The sequence below is a fragment of the Pedobacter steynii genome, from assembly GCF_900103665.1.
GTDB lineage: Bacteria > Bacteroidota > Bacteroidia > Sphingobacteriales > Sphingobacteriaceae > Pedobacter > Pedobacter steynii.
Window position 1 is genome coordinate 199,873 of sequence record NZ_FNGY01000008.1, and the last position, 18,961, is coordinate 218,833.

At 42.7% G+C, this 18,961-nt stretch carries 13 protein-coding genes; 8 read left to right on the forward strand and 5 right to left on the reverse strand.

Features of this window, described 5'->3' with window-relative positions; translation table 11 throughout:
- Positions 1 to 239 precede the first annotated feature (239 nt).
- The 5 genes from BLQ87_RS22235 to BLQ87_RS22255 all read left to right on the forward strand — a co-directional run bounded on the left by BLQ87_RS22235 (position 240) and on the right by BLQ87_RS22255 (position 9,902).
- A complete protein-coding gene (locus tag BLQ87_RS22235) occupies positions 240 to 3,356 on the forward strand; it encodes a SusC/RagA family TonB-linked outer membrane protein (RefSeq protein ID WP_172664942.1) in 3,117 nt (1,038 codons plus the stop codon).
- Between the two features lie 19 nt (positions 3,357 to 3,375).
- Positions 3,376 to 5,265 carry a RagB/SusD family nutrient uptake outer membrane protein gene (locus BLQ87_RS22240; RefSeq protein WP_074611122.1) on the forward strand — a complete coding sequence of 630 codons (1,890 nt, stop codon included), beginning with the start codon at positions 3,376 to 3,378 and terminating at the stop codon, positions 5,263 to 5,265.
- An 18-nt stretch (positions 5,266 to 5,283) separates the two neighbouring features.
- Complete coding sequence (locus BLQ87_RS22245) at positions 5,284 to 5,763, forward strand: DUF5018-related domain-containing protein (protein ID WP_074611123.1); 480 nt, start codon at positions 5,284 to 5,286, stop codon at positions 5,761 to 5,763.
- An 88-nt stretch (positions 5,764 to 5,851) separates the two neighbouring features.
- Positions 5,852 to 8,107 (forward strand): beta-galactosidase, encoded by a 2,256-nt coding sequence (locus tag BLQ87_RS22250; RefSeq protein WP_074611124.1) that lies wholly within the window; start codon positions 5,852 to 5,854, stop codon positions 8,105 to 8,107.
- A gap of 4 nt (positions 8,108 to 8,111) precedes the next feature.
- Positions 8,112 to 9,902 carry a right-handed parallel beta-helix repeat-containing protein gene (locus BLQ87_RS22255; RefSeq protein WP_074611125.1) on the forward strand — a complete coding sequence of 597 codons (1,791 nt, stop codon included), beginning with the start codon at positions 8,112 to 8,114 and terminating at the stop codon, positions 9,900 to 9,902.
- Positions 9,903 to 9,949: 47 nt separating this feature from the next.
- Here the strand turns inward: BLQ87_RS22255 and BLQ87_RS22260 are convergent, their stop codons facing one another.
- Positions 9,950 to 10,816, reverse strand: a complete 867-nt coding sequence (locus tag BLQ87_RS22260) for a DUF808 domain-containing protein (RefSeq protein WP_074611126.1) — start codon at positions 10,814 to 10,816, stop codon at positions 9,950 to 9,952.
- A gap of 85 nt (positions 10,817 to 10,901) precedes the next feature.
- Positions 10,902 to 11,270, reverse strand: a complete 369-nt coding sequence (locus tag BLQ87_RS22265; RefSeq protein WP_317048289.1) for a DUF6596 domain-containing protein — start codon at positions 11,268 to 11,270, stop codon at positions 10,902 to 10,904.
- A gap of 142 nt (positions 11,271 to 11,412) precedes the next feature.
- Between BLQ87_RS22265 and BLQ87_RS22270 the strand changes: the two genes are divergently transcribed.
- Positions 11,413 to 12,333: a metallophosphoesterase family protein gene (locus tag BLQ87_RS22270; RefSeq protein ID WP_074611128.1), complete on the forward strand. Its 921-nt coding sequence runs from the start codon at positions 11,413 to 11,415 to the stop codon at positions 12,331 to 12,333.
- A gap of 154 nt (positions 12,334 to 12,487) precedes the next feature.
- Positions 12,488 to 13,396, forward strand: a complete 909-nt coding sequence (locus BLQ87_RS22275; protein ID WP_083362006.1) for an alpha/beta fold hydrolase — start codon at positions 12,488 to 12,490, stop codon at positions 13,394 to 13,396.
- Positions 13,397 to 13,633: 237 nt separating this feature from the next.
- On the opposite strand, the gene BLQ87_RS22280 is transcribed toward BLQ87_RS22275, so the two are convergent.
- Positions 13,634 to 14,503: a YegJ family protein gene (locus tag BLQ87_RS22280; RefSeq protein WP_074611129.1), complete on the reverse strand. Its 870-nt coding sequence runs from the start codon at positions 14,501 to 14,503 to the stop codon at positions 13,634 to 13,636.
- Positions 14,504 to 14,655: 152 nt separating this feature from the next.
- On the opposite strand from BLQ87_RS22280, the gene BLQ87_RS22285 reads away from it, so the two are divergent.
- Positions 14,656 to 16,917 (forward strand): beta-N-acetylhexosaminidase, encoded by a 2,262-nt coding sequence (locus BLQ87_RS22285; protein ID WP_074611130.1) that lies wholly within the window; start codon positions 14,656 to 14,658, stop codon positions 16,915 to 16,917.
- Between the two features lie 9 nt (positions 16,918 to 16,926).
- On the opposite strand, the gene BLQ87_RS22290 is transcribed toward BLQ87_RS22285, so the two are convergent.
- Positions 16,927 to 17,607 carry a response regulator transcription factor gene (locus tag BLQ87_RS22290; protein ID WP_074611131.1) on the reverse strand — a complete coding sequence of 227 codons (681 nt, stop codon included), beginning with the start codon at positions 17,605 to 17,607 and terminating at the stop codon, positions 16,927 to 16,929.
- Positions 17,604 to 18,890, reverse strand: coding sequence for a sensor histidine kinase (locus tag BLQ87_RS22295; RefSeq protein ID WP_074611132.1), 1,287 nt, complete (start codon positions 18,888 to 18,890; stop codon positions 17,604 to 17,606). Before BLQ87_RS22295 ends, BLQ87_RS22290 begins: the two co-directional genes overlap by 4 nt.
- Positions 18,891 to 18,961 lie beyond the last annotated feature (71 nt).

Here is an 18,961-nt window from a genome sequence, read left to right on the forward strand (position 1 = left end):
TTTACTTCACCCAAGGGTGGCCCGGCATAAGGTCGCTCTCAAAACTCATTGTCATAATGAAGATTGCATTTTTCATAGTACTAGTTACATGTTTAAATGTCTCTGCCAAGGTTTTTTCGCAAGAAAAACTCTCAATTGATGTTAAAAATATACAACTACAAAGGGCACTTCAAATCATTGAAAGAAAAAGCTCATATCGATTTGTTTACAGCCCAACCGAAGGACCATTTGATAAACTGGTGAGCATACAAACCAGTCGCGCGCCAATTGCAGAAGTGCTTAATGCGCTGTTTAGCGGAACCTCTCTGGACTTTTCCCTGGAGAATAACCTGATCACGATTGTCAAAAGAGGAAACAGGTTGCCGGATTTTATTGTTACAGGAACGGTAACCGACAGCCTTGGTGTCGCTTTGCCTGGTGTTACGGTAACGGTGAAAGGCATCAAAGGCATTGGTACTTCGACGGATGTGAGTGGTAAATTCAGCCTGAAAGTTCCCGAGAATTCCATCCTGTCTTTTTCTCTGTTAGGTTTCGGGCAACTGGAAATGCAGGCCGTTCCCGGATCTCCAATGAAGGTGGTGCTTAGAACTGCCAACAATAACCTGGACGAAGTAGTGATTCAGGCCTACGGCACGACGACCAAGCGTAAAACCACTTCGGCGATCAGCACACTCGATATGAAAAATGTGGCATCTTTGCCGGTGCAATCGATTAACGATGCTGTTGCAGGAAGGTTGCCAGGGGTAATCGTAACCGCCAGTAGCGGAGCTCCCGGTTCTAAAAGCAGCATCTCCATACGTGGTGGTGGTACCCCTTTATTTGTGATTGACGATGTGATCCGCTCTGCAAATGATTTTGCCAATATCAATCCAAATGACATTCAGGAATACTCCATCCTAAAAGATGCAGCGGCAACGGCACTTTATGGTGTTTCTGCGGCCAATGGCGTCGTAATCGTAACGACCAAACGTGGTAAAGAAGGTCAGACGAGCATCAACTATTCCTACAATCAGGTATTTTCAAGGCCAGCGATTTTCCCTGAGAAAATCAGTGCTTATGAACAGGCGGTAGCGCTCAACAGACTCTATGCGGATGAGGGTAAAAGTCCCTTCAGATCGCCGGCAGATTTGGAAAAAGTGCGTACAGGATCAGATCCTTTGAATTTCCCGAATACCGATTGGCAGAAATTAACGATGAAAAATTTCGCACCCGAAATGCGCCATGATTTATCACTCACCTCGGGCACAAAACAGCTCACCTATTATGCCTCTCTTTCGCATTTTGATCAGGGCACGATCTTAAAAACCGATAACAACTATAATAAACGAACCACTTTCCGTTTAAATGCGACCAGTGAGCTGGATCAACTGCACCTCAAGGTGACCGCTGGTATTGATGGTTTTATAGAAAAGAATTCTGTTCCTATTGCGGGTTACAGTGGTGTGTATAGTCATATTCAGAACCGGGCCGCTTCTCAACTGGCTGTAAATGAATTTGGTCTTCCCTCGCCTCAACCGGACAATCCGGTAAGAGAGTTGGACCCACTTTCAGGATACAACAGGGTCACCGCCAAAGTTTTCAACTCCAACCTGGGCCTGGAATACAGCGCCCCGTTTTTGGAAGGTTTAAAGATCAAAGCAAACGGTGCCTATACCACCTATAATAATTTCAGAAAAATCTGGAACTACCTGGCCCCGGCTTATGGAATCGGAAGTAAAACACCGATAAACTCGGCGCCCCCATCTTTAACAAATGAACAGGGACAAGGTGCAACACTAACTTTACAGGGTTATCTAACCTATAATAAGACATTTGGCGACCATTCGATTGATTTTACCAGTGTTTTTGAACGCCAGATCGACGACTACTCGATCGTTTCGGGAACGCGGAAAAACTATCAGATCATCTATGATCAGATTATAGCCGGTCCAACCGTGGATGCCAGTACAGGTGGCGGCGAGGGAGAGAAAAGACGTGCGGCAGTTCTGGCCCGTTTAAAATACAGTTACAAATCAAAATACACGGTAGAAGGTTCCATCAGAAGAGATGGTGATTACCTTTTCCCTCCGGGAAATCAATGGGGAACTTTTTATGCGGCCTCGGCAAACTACCTCATTTCTGAAGAAAGTTTTATGCAATCTTTAAAGGAAAGACATATCATTGACTTCCTTAAGCTGAGGGGGTCTTATGGACAGTTGGGGGACAAAAAAGACATTGCCAATAACAATGATGAAATTGCGCCTTTTCAATATGTGCCCGCTTACGGATTAAATGCCAATGCCTGGGTAATTAACGGAAATCTTGTTCAGGGAAGTTCAGAACCAGGTACTTTACCAAGAAACCAATACTCCTGGCAAACCATTGGCAGCCGGAACTTAGGTCTGGAGTTGGGTACGCTGAACGACAGGTTAACCGCAGGCTTTGATTATTTCTATACCCGAAGAAAAGGTTTTGTGGCCAGTGATCCCCGCTTTTCTTCTACTTTAGGGATCGGATTGCCATTGGTAAACGTTGCCGGAGCAGCCTACCGCACAGAAGGTTATGACTTTAGTGTAAGCTGGGCAAGCACCTTAAGGCGTTTAACCTACAAAATCGGCTTTAATTTTACACGCTCGAACACCCTTTGGGAAAGACATCCTCTTGATAGCGATGCAGCTATAAAAAACCCTTATACCAGAAGGACAAATACCGCTGGCGACTTCTTTGATAACGGTTTGCACAGCCTGGGTTATTATACCGATAACAGTCAGCTGTTGACTGGTGCCCGTTTTGATGCGTCCAATGTAGCAGCGGGAGATCTGCGGTATTTTGATGCCAATGGCGATGGCCGGATTACTGCCGATGATTACCGGCAGATTGGCGATAGCTCATTCCCACGCACCAATTACGGCGTTACATTTGATTTGGGCTATAAAGGATTTTCGTTTAACATGGTGGTTCAGGGTTCAGGTAACAGAGACCGGTATATCGGTAATGCGGTACAGGGGTCCGATTTACAAAACCAGTTTTTCTATGATTTTCAAACCGATTACTGGCGACCGGACAATACCGATGCCCGTTTTCCAAGAGCAGTTTCGGGCACAAGTGTGAATGGAAATAACAATTTTCAGCGGACAGATGCCTGGCTGATCAAGTCGAAATATATCCGCTTAAAATATGTACAGCTGGGTTACGATTTTAAGCAAAGCCTGCTTAAAAATGGACCTTTCCAGCAACTGCGTTTATTTGTGTCGGGTACTAACCTGCTCACTTCTTCGAAGAGCCAGGATTATTTCCTCGATCCGGAATCGAACACTAATAATTATGATTATCCTATTCAGCGCACTTTCGCGATAGGTTTAACTGCAGGTTTTTAATCATTTTATTTAAAGAATCATGAAAAGAATTACAACCACTATAGGAATATTAACTTGTTTACTGACATTAAATTCCTGCAAGAAAGTACTCGATACCTTACCTTCCGACCGGATCAGTCCGGATATTATATGGAGCAGTAAAGCCAATGCCGAAACCTTTATATTCAGCACTTATGGCATTATGAACAATTACCAAAGTGGCCCTGGCACGGATACGTATACCACCAATATACTCGCTCAGGAAGGCATCGCCAATGGCGCAAATCCGGTTTTCGGGGAAACCTTAACCAACAGAAGTGATTTTGGGACATTTAACAACTGGGCTGCCGTGCGCCGTTGCAATGTGATCATTAAAAACGTAGGCGAGTCAACGGGGATCAGCGATGCGGATAAAAAACCATTAATTGCTGAAGCTAAGTTTTTAAGGGCGATGTCTTATTACAGCGTTGCCCGCAGTGTTGGCCGGATCGTATGGATTGACCAGGTCTTAAACGAGAATGACGAGTTTAAACTGCCTACAACCGCCAATCCTACCGAAAGTTACAACTACATCATTAAAGATCTTGAAGATGCAGTGGCGGATTTACCCACAACCAAAGTATCGGGCAGAACCAACAAATATGTGGCAGCAGCTTTCTTAACTGAGGTTTGTTTGCAGGCCCTGGCTTATAAAAATTATCCTGCAGCTCCGAATGTTGTGGCCAATGATCCACTGCTGGATAAAATTATAACGAACGCACAACTGGTCATCAGTGGTGGTTATACATTGGAAACGGATTATGAAGGAATGTTCAATGAGGTTAAAAGTACTTCGCCGGAAATCATTTACGCCATTTACAGGAAAGCGATAAATACGACCGTGCAGAATACCCCGATGCAAAATGCAATGCCAAACATTACGGCAGATAAAATCAATAAATTTCAAGGCTCCCCATTGTTCAGCAAATCGGTTCCTTTTGAATGCTGGCCGGAAAATTTCCCTGCGCAAAATTTAACGGATGAGTACCTGACCGTGGATAAGAACGATCCTGGGAAAGCCCTTCCATGGAACCAGACTTCACAGTATATCAATGCCGTAGACGAAACCGTGAACGTGATTGCCCCTTTTACCAGATTGGGCTTTCCACATGATAAAGTGGCCAAACTGAACGATGAAAACCTATTGAAAATGGGACGCATCAAGGCGGGAAGTACAGAAACGTTCTGGACCTTAACCAATGAAAACCGGGATGCCAGATGGAAAGCATCGATCATCAGCGACTCGACCCGCTTTTACGGTGAATTATTTACGACTGGTTTAAGAGGAAACGCGGGACGGTTCCTGGGGGTCATCAATGGTGGAGATTATGCCTTTACTTTAAGCAACATGTACTGGCGCAAAGGGATCTACACCAATGTTTCGCCTTCCTATTTAAACAGCGTAAGTACCGACTATCATTTTGTATGCATGCGTTTAGGCAGGGTCTACTTAAACCTGGCCGAAGCCTATCTGTTAAAAGGTGATTTGGGTAATGCCCTGACCAATTTCAACAAGACGCGTACGCTGCATGGTCAGCTGCCAGCTTCTAACGCAGGTAATTTGGCAGATGCCTGGACAGATTATAAAAGAGAACGCCGCGTAGAACTGACCGAAGAAAATGACCACTACTACAGTCTGTTGCGCTGGGGCAGATTTGGAGGTGATGCAAACGGAGGAACTGCAGCCGGAGGAACAATCAAGGAGTTAACCGAGCCAATCAGGGTGATGGACGTCTCTAAAGACCGCAAATCTTTTTCTATAGTTACCGGGCCTTTCAGAAACATCTATAATGACCGTAAGTTTCAACCCGGAAGAAGGTACCTCTTCCCTATCCCGCAAGGCTTTATAGACAACAACTCAAAATTTGCGCCTCAAAACCCCAACTGGTAAAACCTAAAACACCTGATCATGAAAAGAAAAATTAGATACATATCAACGCTGCTGATGTTACTGGTGGTCACTTTAACCTCCTCCTGTTTAAAAAAGAACCTGGATGATTATCCTTTGTTCGATGCGGCAGAAATTACCCTGGTCAATGCAGAATACCGCTTTAATGGTAGTCAGATGATGAATGGTCAGCCGGTAGTGGCTTACCAAAAGTTAAACCTTAGCCAGACTGTCGACAATAATACCTCAACAATTAATGTGACCATAACTGTTCCGGCAGCAAACGGACAGTTCACTACGACGGAAAAAGCGAAGGTTAGTCAGAATAAATTATGGTTCTATATGAACATTTCTACTGCAGCAACTATTGCCCCAATTGGCGACACACCTAAATTGGGCGATCCAACAGATGCAACGAAACCTTTAAAGTATACCGTTACAGCAGCAAATGGGACTACCAGGACATGGACCATTAATGTGAGTTCATTTACAAATAATTAATACCCCTGGGTCGCTTATATGGACCTTGGAGGAATGGTGGGGATACTCAAACCCACCATTCTTCAAACTATGTTTAAATATCTGAAATATGTTCAAAAGAAATCTGATTATGCTGATTTACAGTCTCCTTTCTGTAACTCAGCTCAATGCCCAGGTCTATAAAATAGACCTTAAGGATAAGACAGAAAAGCCATTGGAAAAGATCCCAACGATGGCAGGTACTGTAAATGGAACCACATTTTCCGTCAACAACCGGTATTTTGAAAAGGATGGAAAACCCTGGTTTCCAATTATGGGCGAGATGCATTATAACCGCGTAGCTCCGCAAAATTGGGAACAGGAAATCATTAAGATGAAAAATGCAGGCATTTCAATTGTTGCGACTTATGTATTCTGGAATGAGCATGAAACCGCAAAAGGCGTATGGGATTGGAAAAACAACCGTGATTTAAGGCAGTTCATCCAACTTTGTGCCCGGCAAAAAATGATGGTTTGGTTGCGCATTGGCCCCTGGAGTCATGGCGAACAGCTTCATGGAGGATTTCCAGATTGGATCCAGCAAATAAAAGCGCACAGGAGCAATGACCCTGATTATCTTGCAGCGTCGAAGCAATTGTTTCATCAGATTGCCGGGCAGACTAAGGGTTTATACTTTAAAGATTCCGGGCCGATCATAGGAATACAGCTGGAAAATGAATACGCCTCCGGACAGGCCGAACACATTTCTGAACTCAAAAAAATGGCCTTGTCGGCCAATATCAGTCCCGTTTATTGGAGCGTAACTGCAAACACCGTTTTCGACGACCGCAAAATGGAGGTCATCCCGTTGCAAGGCTCCTACCCTTACCGCGGATGGGAAAAAGCAGGTGGTGGCGCCACCAAAGATTTTTTATATGGGAACGATCAATGGATCATGACCGATGCTTTAGGAAAAGTGTTTTACGACGTCCACAAATTTCCAAAAGGCTTATGCGAACAAGGTTGTGGAAGTCAAATGACTTATAACAATCGCTTTGTGGTAGAACCTCATGTGGTTGAAGCCCATTTACAAAACCAGATTGGCCGTGGGATGAACCTGGTTGGTTACTATATGTTTCATGGCGGTACGCAAACACCTGGATTGAAAGAACCTGGTCTTCCGGAAAGTTATGATTTTCAATCTCCTCTTAGTGAGTTTGGCTTATTGAGACCTTCCTATAGAAGCCTTAAAACTCTTCATTCTTTCGTCAATGATTTCGGATCAGATTTAGCGAAAATGAAGATCTTTGAGCCAGAAAATCCGGTTAGAGATGAAATGGATACTAAAAACCTGAGGTATATTGCCCGTGCAAATGGTAACAGTGGGTTTCTGTTTCTGGGAAATACTCAGGTAAGGGTAAATATGCCCGACAAAACGGTAAGCATGCAGGTCAACTTGCCGACTGAGCAGATCAGTTTTCCTTCATTAACGCTTAAAGGCCAAACAACGGCTATACTCCCATTTAATTTAAAAGCGGGTACTGCACTGATCAAATATGTAACGGCGCAACCTTTTGCCCGATTGGTTAACGGTAAACACATCAGTTTGTTCTTTCAGGAATTGCCGGGTGTAAAACCTCAGCTGGCCATCGACGCAAAAACGATCCTCGTTAAAAAATTCAAAGGTTGGCAGACGATAGCATTGAAAAATCAGCTCCTGCTAAAGTCTGAAGGCCGAAAAGACCTGAGTTTTTCCGATAAGGAAGGAAATAGGGTTACCCTGATTTTTTTAAGCAGGACACAGACAGAAAACGCCTGGCGGGTCAAGCTAAAAAAACAGGATGCATTGCTGATTACTTCAGCAGATGTTTTAGCGGAAGACCACAAAATAACATTGCAGGAAATCAACAACAAAGAATTCAAATGGCAGGTCTATCCGAAGTCGTTAAATGCATTCAGTCAACACACAGCGATACCTGAAAAAGAAACCTTTTTGTTTGACACTTACCTGCTTAAAACCGATCCTTATATCCCCGAAGTTGCGGTTAACTATCCAAAAGAACAAAATGCACTGATCACCTTGCCTTTATCTTTTCCGAAAAATGTGTCAAATGTGATCTTAAAAATAGATTATCTTGGGGGGCTTGCGCAGTTGCTTCAAAAAGGAAAATTGATCACAGATAATTTGTTTAATGGGACCAGCTGGCAGGTCGGATTAAATGACTTTTTGAAAAATGGGGAGCTTCAGGTTGATATTCAGGACCTGGATGATCAGGTGACCGGCCTTCCGGCAGATTTGCTCAATGAAATCAAAACAAAAGGAACGAGATTTAAAGAAATAAAGGCATTGCCTCAATATCAGGAGATATTATCACTAAACAATTAAGGAAATGAAGTACTATTTTTTATGCCTGGTATTATTTGGCAGCATCAGTTTAAAAGCCCAGACCATTGACGTGACTAAATTTGGGGCCCGGCCAAATAGTTTTGCTGATGCGACAGAAAGTGTAAGAAAAGCCATTGAAGCGAGCAAAGCGCAAGAACAGACGGTTTTGAATTTCCCTAAGGGAAGGTATGATTTCTGGCCGGATCAGGCTACAGAAACACATTATTACATTTCCAATAGTTCTTCAGAAGCGGAATTCCCGGTTAAAAAGCAAAAGGTAGGTTTATACCTGAAGGGATTGAAAAACGTCACTATTGAAGGCAACGGATCGGTATTTATTTTCCATGGAAAAATGATCACCTGGGTATTGGACGATTGTGCGCAAATCAGCATAAAAAATTTAGCGGTCAATTACGAACGTCCCGGCATGTCTGAAATGACTTTAAAGGAAGTCTCTGATACTGCAGTGGTTGCCGATATTCATCCAGATTCCAGGTTTTCCATTGTCGATGGTCATCTGGAATGGTACGGAGAGCAATGGATCGCCAAAAACCACCATGCCGTACTGGTACGCCCGGAAAAAGGCATGCTGTTGTACAGCAGCTGGGATCCTTTTTTTAAAAGCAAGGCTGAAAAGATGGAAGGTCTTAGGGTGAAATTCAAGGGCGATTTCTCTAAGTTTAAGGGAAAACCTTCTGAAGTGCTTAGCGTCAGGGACCGCTACCGGGATTATGTGGGTGCTTTCATCAACCGTTCAAAAAATATCCGCCTGAGAAACCTGTACATGAACTCAATGCATGGCCTGGGTATTGTTGCTCAGTTTTCTGAAAATCTGGACTACGATAGTGTCTTTGTAGAACCCGAAAAAGGAAGTGGAAGAGTGATTGCCTCCTCTGCAGATGGCATGCATTTTTCTGGCTGTAAAGGGCAAATTACGATCAATAACTGCAGGTTTAATGGTTTGCACGATGATCCTGTAAATGTTCATGGAACGCATTTGAAAATAGCGGAAATCGTGTCGCCAACAACCCTGAAGTTGAGATTTATGCACCATCAATCCTATGGTTTCGAGGCTTTTATTCCAGGAGATACCGTGGCTTATCTGCACAGTGCTTCACTACAGATTTTTGAGCAAGGCATTGTTAAAACGGCGAAACTAATTTCCGAAAGGGAAATGCTGGTAGAGCTACAAAAGCCATTTTCCGCAGGGCTTAAAGTTGGGGATGCACTGGAAAATATGACCTGGACACCTTCTGTGACCATTAAAAATTCCAGATTTGAAGGCACGATATCCAGAGGAACGCTAATTACTACAAGGAGAAAAGTGATCATCGAAAACAATGTCTATTACCGGACGGGGATGCATGCCATTTTAATTGAAAATGATGCCTCCGGATGGTATGAATCAGGCGCTGTAACCGACTTGACCATTCGTAATAACCATTTTATAGAATGTGGCTTTAATTCGGCTCCGGATAATTATGTCATTAACATCAACCCGCAAAATCATGAGGTTGTACCCGGATATTATGTACACAGGAACATCAATATTACCAATAATACATTTAAGGTTTATGATGCCCCTCTGTTAACGGCAAGGAGCACCAGGGGTTTGGTTTTCGCGGATAACAAAATAGAAAAATCAGATTTTCTACCCGCAAATAAGACTAAGCCTGCTTTCACTTTTACAGGCTGTACGCAGGTGAAAGTAAGCGGCAATCATTTTTATAATGATGCACCGAGGGAAATTAAAATAAGCGGAATGAGCAGTAGTGATATTAAGCAATTGAAGTGATGATATAGTAGCGGAGGTTTATCGCCTCCGCTATCTGAAAAAGCACGTTATCGCTTAAATAAGGAAATGATCTTTTTAGTCCCTATTGTCAATGCGACGATAATTAAACCAGCCACAAATCCAATCAGCGATTCTTTAATTATCGATGGCAGTTCCGGAAACAAATGGTGTAAAAAGTCAATGTTGTGAACAAAGATTCCGCCGGAAACCAAGATTAAAGCAATCGTTCCAACAACGCTAAGAATCCTAATGATGACAGGTAGTGATTTAACCAGCAGACGCCCCAGGATTGCCAAAACACCTTTATCATTGGAAGTTTTGATTAATTTGTGGCCAGCATCATCCATTCTTACAATAATTGCGACGATGCCATAAACCCCAATTGTAGCCAATAGTGCAACAACAGAAACAGTTAGAATCTGTATCGTTAAACTTTTTTCTAAAACAGTCCCCAATGCAATAATTACGATCTCTACAGATAGAATGAAATCGGTCGTTACCGCAGATTTAATCTTCGCTTTTTCTGCATCATTGCCATCCTCTTTAATCTCTGCAATTACTTCATGACCTTCCTTTGGACGGTGAAACAAGTATTCGACGATCTTTTCTACTCCCTCGTAAGCGAGATAAAATCCTCCTAAAACCAGGATGACTTTAATTGCGATTGGGAAAAATGCACTTAGCAGTAAGGCGATCGGAACAATAATAACCTTGTTAATTAAAGAGCCCTTGGTAATTGCCCAAAGCACCGGTAGTTCGCGTGAAGAGAGAAAACCTGTGGCTTTTTCTGCATTCACCGCTAAATCATCACCCAAAATACCAGCAGTTTTTGAGGTTGCTACTTTTGTAGTAACCGCAACATCATCCATTAAAGCAGCAATATCATCTAAAATCGCAAAAAAACCTGAAGCCATATTTATTTTTTTAATAAGGCCGCAAAATATAAATACGATTTCGAATTACAACAAAAACAGTTGTATATATTATTAAAGACTGATTTTATATGTGTGCGATGATCCCTGTCAACTTTCCGATATTTTTAGTGATGGCGACTTTATCGGCGGCCGAGTTTGCGAGCATCAATGCTTTTTGAAAATGTTTGAGCGCCTTTTCATTGTAGAGCTGCAAAATAGCTACCCACTTATGGCCTGTCTCCACTATTTGTGTATGATGAAACGCAATTTGTGCTTCCAGATGATATTTTGTCAAATTGCCTTTGGCGTATGCCCTGTCTAAAAAATATGCTCCTTTCTTAATCAGTTCCTGGTCCCAAAGGTTGGTATCCTGGTCATCGTATAAAATAATTGCTCCGGTTTGATCCGTTCTCGCTTCAAACCTGGAGGCATGGAAACACATTAGCGACAACAAAGCATTGGCATTTTTTTAATTATTATTTGTCTTTCCTGGCTTTAATGCTTTTAATTGAATGAATGTTCAATCTATTTATTAATTTCAGCCTAACCTATTCCTAACATAGGCAACCGAACTTAGCAATCACACAAATTAAACAATGAAACTAAACAGAAGATCTTTATTAAAAGCGGGGGGGCTTGCCACAGGCGTCGTGGTAAGCGGAGGACTCCCTGCGCTGGCTTCCGTAAATGAACCGGAAAACAGAAAAGGAAAAAAATTAGCACTGAAGGTCGCACACATTACCGATGTGCACATCAGAGAAGGAGAAAATGCACCCGAAAGGTTTAAGCAATGCTTAAAGCAGATCATTGCTAAACACAAACCTGATTTCTTTTTAAACGGTGGGGATTCCATTAATGATGCTTCGTATGACAATGTAACTTACGAACAGATGATCAAACAATGGAGCATCTGGGATGAATGCACCGCATTGCTGAATAAATATGAGTTACACAGTTGTATCGGTAACCATGATCCATGGTGGAAAGCCCCTTCAAAAGAGGATGCGATGTACGGAAAAAACTATGTGGTTAAGCGACTAAAAATTCCGCACCGCTATTATAGCTTCCGTAAAAAGAACTGGCATTTTATAGTGCTGGATGGCAATAATAAAAATATCTCTTTGGATCAGGAGCAGTTTGACTGGTTAAAAAAAGAGCTGGAACAGCTTCCGGCATCAACACCTACCCTGCTCATGTCGCATTATCCAATCCTGGGCACGACACAAGTGTTGGTAGGCGGCGGCCATTCTGATTGTAAGCAGTTAAAAGATTTATTCTACAAACACCGCGATAAGGTCAGAGTTTGTTTAAGCGGGCATAACCATTTATCCGATCAAACCCGTTACAACGATGTGTTATACTGCTGTAATGGTGCAATGAGTGGTTTTTGGTGGGGCAAGGGCGATGCGGAATCAGCCGGGCCCGGTTATTATCTGGAAACCCCTCCGGGTTATGCAATGCTCAATTTATACGAGGATGGAACGGTTGAAAATGAATATTTTCCCCATACTTATTAGTCAGCTATTTTAATCTAGTATCCGTTGCTGTTGATCCATAACAGCAGCGGATCTGTCTTCAGTTTTAATGACGTATTCGCCCCCTTATATTGTCGTTTTTGCTACGTCTTGAACTGCATTTTGCAGCGTAGGTTTGTGTATAAATATAAATCATATGAAAAAAAACGTAAAAAAGAACCGGCTTTATACATTTTGTAAGCTGGTTACCATCACTGGCATTTTGGGCATCGTAACAATTAGTGTCTGCCTGGCTCAGGCACCGTTAAAAAAGGGTTATGCACCCCTGAATGAGCTTCGGCTATACTATGAGATTCATGGTCAGGGAAAACCATTGGTACTGATACACGGCGGTCTCGGTTGTATAGAATTGTTTGATCCCATTCTGAAGAATCTTGCAGCAACAAGACAAGTAATTGCAGTAGATCTGCAGGCACATGGTCGTACCGCTGACATCAACCGCCCGTTGAGCTATGAAGCGATGGCTGATGACATCGCGGGATTGCTGGAATACCTCCGTATTCCAACAGCAGACCTGATGGGATTTTCGGTAGGTGGTGGCGTGGTACAACAGGTTGCCATCCGCCATCCACAGATGGTGAATAAGCTCGTGGTTCTTTCTGCACCATATAGACACGCGGGCTGGTATCCGGAAATTCGGCAAGGCCAGGCTCAAATGGCGCAAGCTGCTGAAGCATTAAAATCAACCCCACTCTATGGCCTTTATGCATCTCTCGCGCCGAGGAAGGAAGACTGGACAGTGCTCTGTACTAAATTGGCCGAGTTTTTAAAGAAAGATTACGATTGGAGTAAAGCGGTTGCAGCAATCAGGAAACCTGTACTATTGATTGCAGGTGATGCAGATGCAATCCCTCCTGCTCATCTGACAGAATTCTTTGGTTTACTTGGGGGTGGTAAGCAAGACGGAGGATGGGATGGTGCTGGTGTGCCTGTTTCCTCATTGGCTCTCCTTCCCGGGGCGACTCATTATAATGTCATCAGCTCCCCAACACTGGTGCCAATAGTAACCGCATTCCTGGATAAGCAAGCGGGACAAAGGAAATAGATACCCTATGAAATCTTTGTTAAGATGAAAAGAATGTCTACCTTCATCAGATATTTCAAAGTATAAACATTAAAAGCATATGTCAACATTATTTTCTTTACTTACTCTTGTCGTTATTATCATGGCTTCTGCCTTTTATCTTTCTTTCATTAAAAAGACAAAAGAGTCAAACGGTCATCATTAAAATATTCTTTTTCGCTTCTTTCTGATCAGTTTAAACAATTGGAAAGAAGCGTTTTAACTCGTTACCCCCAAGACCCTCCATCCCTGGGCAGTTTTATAGGTCTGTAATTTTTGTACAGATATTCCTCCATCCGGATACGTGCAGACTTCCGTAATGATCCAATAGTTTTCATCTACCTTATCGCGCTGTGTAAATGCCCTGTTGATATTTTTGAAGTCAGGCATCCCCTCTTTTTCAATATAACTGACGAAAGAAAGTGCTAAAGCTTCGGAAGTACTAACGATCATCTCCTCCTCTATTGGAAAGTCCATTGCGGAAAGCATCAGCTTTGCTTCCTGATAAAAATCTTTGCAGGAAAGTGCTTTGTCTATGTCGTTTTTCTGATAAGCTTCCTCCAACGACAGTATTGCTCCTTCGGGCGTATCAAAGTCTGGTTTAAAATAATCACTGCCGGCATCTACCAGCAGGCCGATAGACTCGTCAAACGCCTGTCTTTCGGCTTCGGGGAGACCTTCACGGATGGCTCTGATGGTATAACCGCCAACTAACCGGCCTTTTTCAACGATCATCCAATCGGAAATCAAAGACCTCATTACACCAATTTTCTGCCCCAGTTTAACCGTTTTTATCTGGACAGGTTCATTGCCCACCTCTCCAAACAAGTTTCCCTCTTCGTCAAAATCCGGTGAGGTTAGCCAGATGTGTTCCACCTTTCCTGAGTCTTCAATCATCACTTTAATGGAAAAATATTCCTGTCCGGAAACAGGACTTTTGAGGCTCTTTTCAAAATGCCATAAAGTAAGCCCTGCCTTTTCAATGGCCCACTTCATGCGCTCATCTTCATTGGGTATATAGACCAAATCAGGCTCAGACTCTCTTTCTACAACTTTGTTTTTTCCAAAAAAACGTGATAATAAACTCATGATTGCGTAATTTGTGATTTTTTAAATATAATAATTCTTCTATATTTAAAAAAGTCTCTCCTCCTACTTATTAATGTTCAAATGCCAATAATAGGTTTACTTTGTCAATAGAAAATGTAAATTTGGTTTACACAAATCAGAACCAAACCTTAATGAACACCATGAAACGGGCGATTGCCTCCTCCTTCAGTTTACTATTTTGTTTATTTTCAAACATTTCTTTTGCCCAGGATTCTTTAGCTATTATTCCAAAGCCGTTGCAGCAAATTTCAAGGCCCGGGTATTATAGCTATGCTCCGGAGACGGAAGTGTATTCCAGTACTTCTTTTCTGGAAGCAGCTGATCTTCTTCGGGAGCATCCTTACCTGAAATTCAATAAGATAAAAAAATTGCGTCCGGGAAAGAAAGCTCCGCTTAAAGGGATCATTCTTCTGGAAGCCGGAAAGGGCGATACCCTTGCCATAAATGCCTACCGTTTAGAAATCAGTACCGATCGGATTCTAATCACTGCACATCAGCCCGAAGCCATCCTGAATGGCATAGCAACGCTTCGTCAGCTGGCACTCACCAGAAAAGACAGCAGGTTACCTGCGGTATGGATTCAGGACCAGCCAGCTTTTGGCTACCGGGGCCTCATGCTGGACGTATCCCGTCATTTCTTTCCTATTCCTTTCCTGAAAAAATACATAGACCTGATGTCCTTGTATAAACTGAATACCTTCCACTGGCACCTCACAGATGGCGCCGGCTGGAGATTAGAAATCAAAAAATATCCCGAGCTGACCAGCAAAGCGGCATGGCGGACCAATGCCAACTGGAAATACTGGTGGAACAACGGGCGCCAATATTCAGAAATGGGCAGCCCGAATGCTTTTGGCGGGTATTATACTGCGGAGGAAGCAAAAGACCTGGTAAAATATGCGGCAAAACGCGGGATTACTGTGATCCCTGAAATTGAAATGCCGGCACATACGGAGGAGGTCCTGGCGGCGTATCCTAATTTGTCCTGTTATGGTTTACCTTATAAAAATTCAGAATTCTGTATCGGTAATGAAGATACTTTTCGCTTTCTTCAGGATGTGCTTGATGAGGTGATTGAAATCTTTCCTTCTAAATATATTCATATCGGTGGTGATGAAGCCGATAAATCGGCCTGGAAACAATGTCCGAAATGCCAGAAAGTGATTAAAGATTTTGATTTAAAAGACGAACATGGTTTGCAGAGTTATGCCGTTAAAAGAATGGAAACTTATTTGAAAAGTAAAGGAAGAAAGCTGATCGGATGGGATGAAATTCTGGAAGGCGGACTGGCCCCTGAAGCGACGGTAATGAGCTGGCGCGGGGAAAAAGGAGGTATTGAAGCCGCAAACTCCGGTCACGATGTGATCATGACACCTGGCTCCCATCTTTATCTGGATGCCTATCAGACCAATCCAATCGGACAGCCGGAAGCCATTGGTGGATATCTGCCTTTAAAGAAGGTATATGGTTATCAGCCAATCCCTGCGGAAATCAATGCCGACAAAAGAAAACATGTACTTGGAATTCAGGCCAATGTGTGGACAGAATATATGCCGACAACGAGTCAGGTAGAATATATGGTTTTTCCAAGAGCAATGGCTATGGCAGAGGCGGCATGGACGGCAGAGGGGCAAAAGAACTGGAGTGATTTTCAAACACGCCTGCAAAAACATTATCTGCTGTTACAGCGTCTGAATGTGAATTACTACCCGCCATCAAATGAACTGAGCATCCTCTCTAAATTCGATATTGCAGAAAAAAAAGCGGTGGTGACGATCAGCTCAGAGCAGTTTAAACCGGAAATAAGGTACACTACGGATGGCACTAACCCAATTGCAAGCTCGCCTTTGTACCAGGATGGCATTTCACTAAATGCGACGGCAAAGGTAAAGGCGGTCATCTTTAAAAATCAACAACCTTTAGGCAAAATTCAGGAACTGGAACTGGATGTCCATAAGGCCATTGGTAAAAAGGTCATCTACAATAATAAGTGGAGCAGCAGTTATCCCGCGCAAAAGGAACTGACCCTGGTAAACGGACAAACCGGGGACCTCACTTATGGCGACGGACAATGGCAGGGTTTTCTCGGCGATTTTGATGTCACTATTGATTTGGAGAACCCCATCCCCTTAACGCAGTTGAAAATTCGTTTTATGCAATTAACCGGCCCTGGTGTATACATGCCAGCAAATGTTACTGTGGCGGTTTCTGAAGATGGAGTTGTTTTCAAAAACATTCAGAAAGTAGAAAACGATGTTCCGTATACGGATGCATCACTGAGGTTTAAAACTTTTATGTTCGACCTCAAAGGAAACAATGCCCGTTACCTCAGGGTAACCGGTAAAAACGAGAAAAAAGGATTTATGTTCAGTGACGAAGTGGTGGTTTATTAAGACATCGCTTTAGCGTTTATCCCTGATTTCTAAGATATAGCCTATATTTCTTACGGTAAGAATCCTGATTCTGGGATCTTCCCGTAAGAATTTCCTTAACCTGCTAATGAAGACAGCCAGGCTTCTGCCAGTGAAGAAATTGTTTTGGTCCCACAATTCTTCCAGTAATTCCTTTTTTGTGACTACACCGTTTTTATGCTCAATCAACTTTTTTAACAGCTCCGACTCCCGGTAAGAAAGACTGCTGCTGACCCCGTTAATGCACAGTTCATGCATTCTTGAATCAAAAGCATAATTGCCAACACTATATTTCGGATAGTCTATTTTATTTGTCTTTTTTAAATGACTATGCATCCTCGCAATCAGCTCTTTAATGCTATAGGGTTTTTTCATGTAATCACTGGCCCCTATTTCGAAACCTTTTAATACATCTTTAATCTGTATTCTGGCAGTGGCAAATATAATTGGAACATGATCATCCATCTCGCGAATTTTCTCTGCCAGATGGAAGCCGTTTAACTCTGGAGTGATGATGTCAAGAATAATAATGTCAGGTCTGAATAACTTAAAGCTTTCAAATGCCTCGCGTCCATTGAGGTAATGACGAACCCAAAATCCTTCAAATTTAAGGCTCTCTACCACAATCTCAGCCATTCCCGCTTCATCTTCCAGAAATAATACATCTATCATAATTTAAAAGGGATTGAAATCAAAAAAGTACTTCCTATGCTTAATTTACTTTCAAGACCGATGCTGCCTTCATGAAGCTCTACCACCTTTTTGACATAAGAAAGGCCAAGTCCAAAGCTTCCTGTCGCATCGTGATCAGAAGAAACCCTAAAAAAGCGTTCAAAAATATCATCATGATATTTTTCAGGAATACCAATCCCGGTATCACTGATGGAAAGTCGCCAGATCCCGTTTTCAAAAGCACTGGTGATCCTGATGATGACCTCATCGCTGGCATATTTTATCGCATTATCTATAATGTTGCGAAGTGAATTACTCAGGTGAAGCGGATCGATCAACAGTGCCGGGATTTCATGACTGCAGTCCAGCCTGATGTCAACAGCTTTAGCGTTTTTGATGGAATAGTTTTCAAGAATCTGATGAATGAGTGCATTGACGTCCGTACTTTCTTTATGCAACACCATCTTATCGTTGTCAAAGATAGATTCCTGTAAAATTAACTCGATTAATTTGGACAGGTGATTGATCTCATTCGTGGAGATTTCCAGATAACGTTCTGTTTTGTTTTTATCCAGCAAGGTGCCATAACGTTTTATGGCTTCTACGGCCACGGAGATCGTTGCCAAAGGTGTTTTTAACTCATGCGCCATACTGTTGATGAAATCGTTTTTTACGAGTGACATTCTTTGTTGCCGGAATATGGTGACCAGCATATAAGCCAGGCTACAAGTCGTCAGTACGATCAATAGCACAGATACGCCGAACTGCCATTTCATCTTATTGAAGATATAAGATGCCGGTGCTTTGTAAGCAGTAGTTCTGGCGAATTCAACAGGCATAGCTCTGCCTTGTTGTATTCCAGACTGGATCCGATCTGTGTACCTGAGTGTGTCTCCGAACGGTACTTCCGTTTGGCCGGATTTAAAAGCAAGTGGGGAGGCAGGATATATCCGGCTGCTAAACATTGAGGTATCTTCGGATAGTGTTGCAGATTTTGAAAAATCAATAGCCATAGGCAATGCCGGTATCGTCTGTACGGGCACCGTCTGTAAAGGCATCATCGCAGAAACTGTACCCGACGGATAGGCAATAATTGTATTTGCTCCTATTTGATTTCCATCAATAACCATTGTTTTTGCACTGGCAACGCTTAGAACAGCATGGGTAGCAGGAAGAAAAAAATCATAGTCAGAGGAGAAAAAAGGCTGACTCTTATAATACCTGTAGTCTCTGTAAAGCCAGAATCCCTGCGCCAGGATAACACCTAAGATACATAAGGTCATTAAACATAAAATGTACTTTATCCGATGTAACATAGTTCGTTTGTTTTCATAGACCAAATGTAACCGCCCCT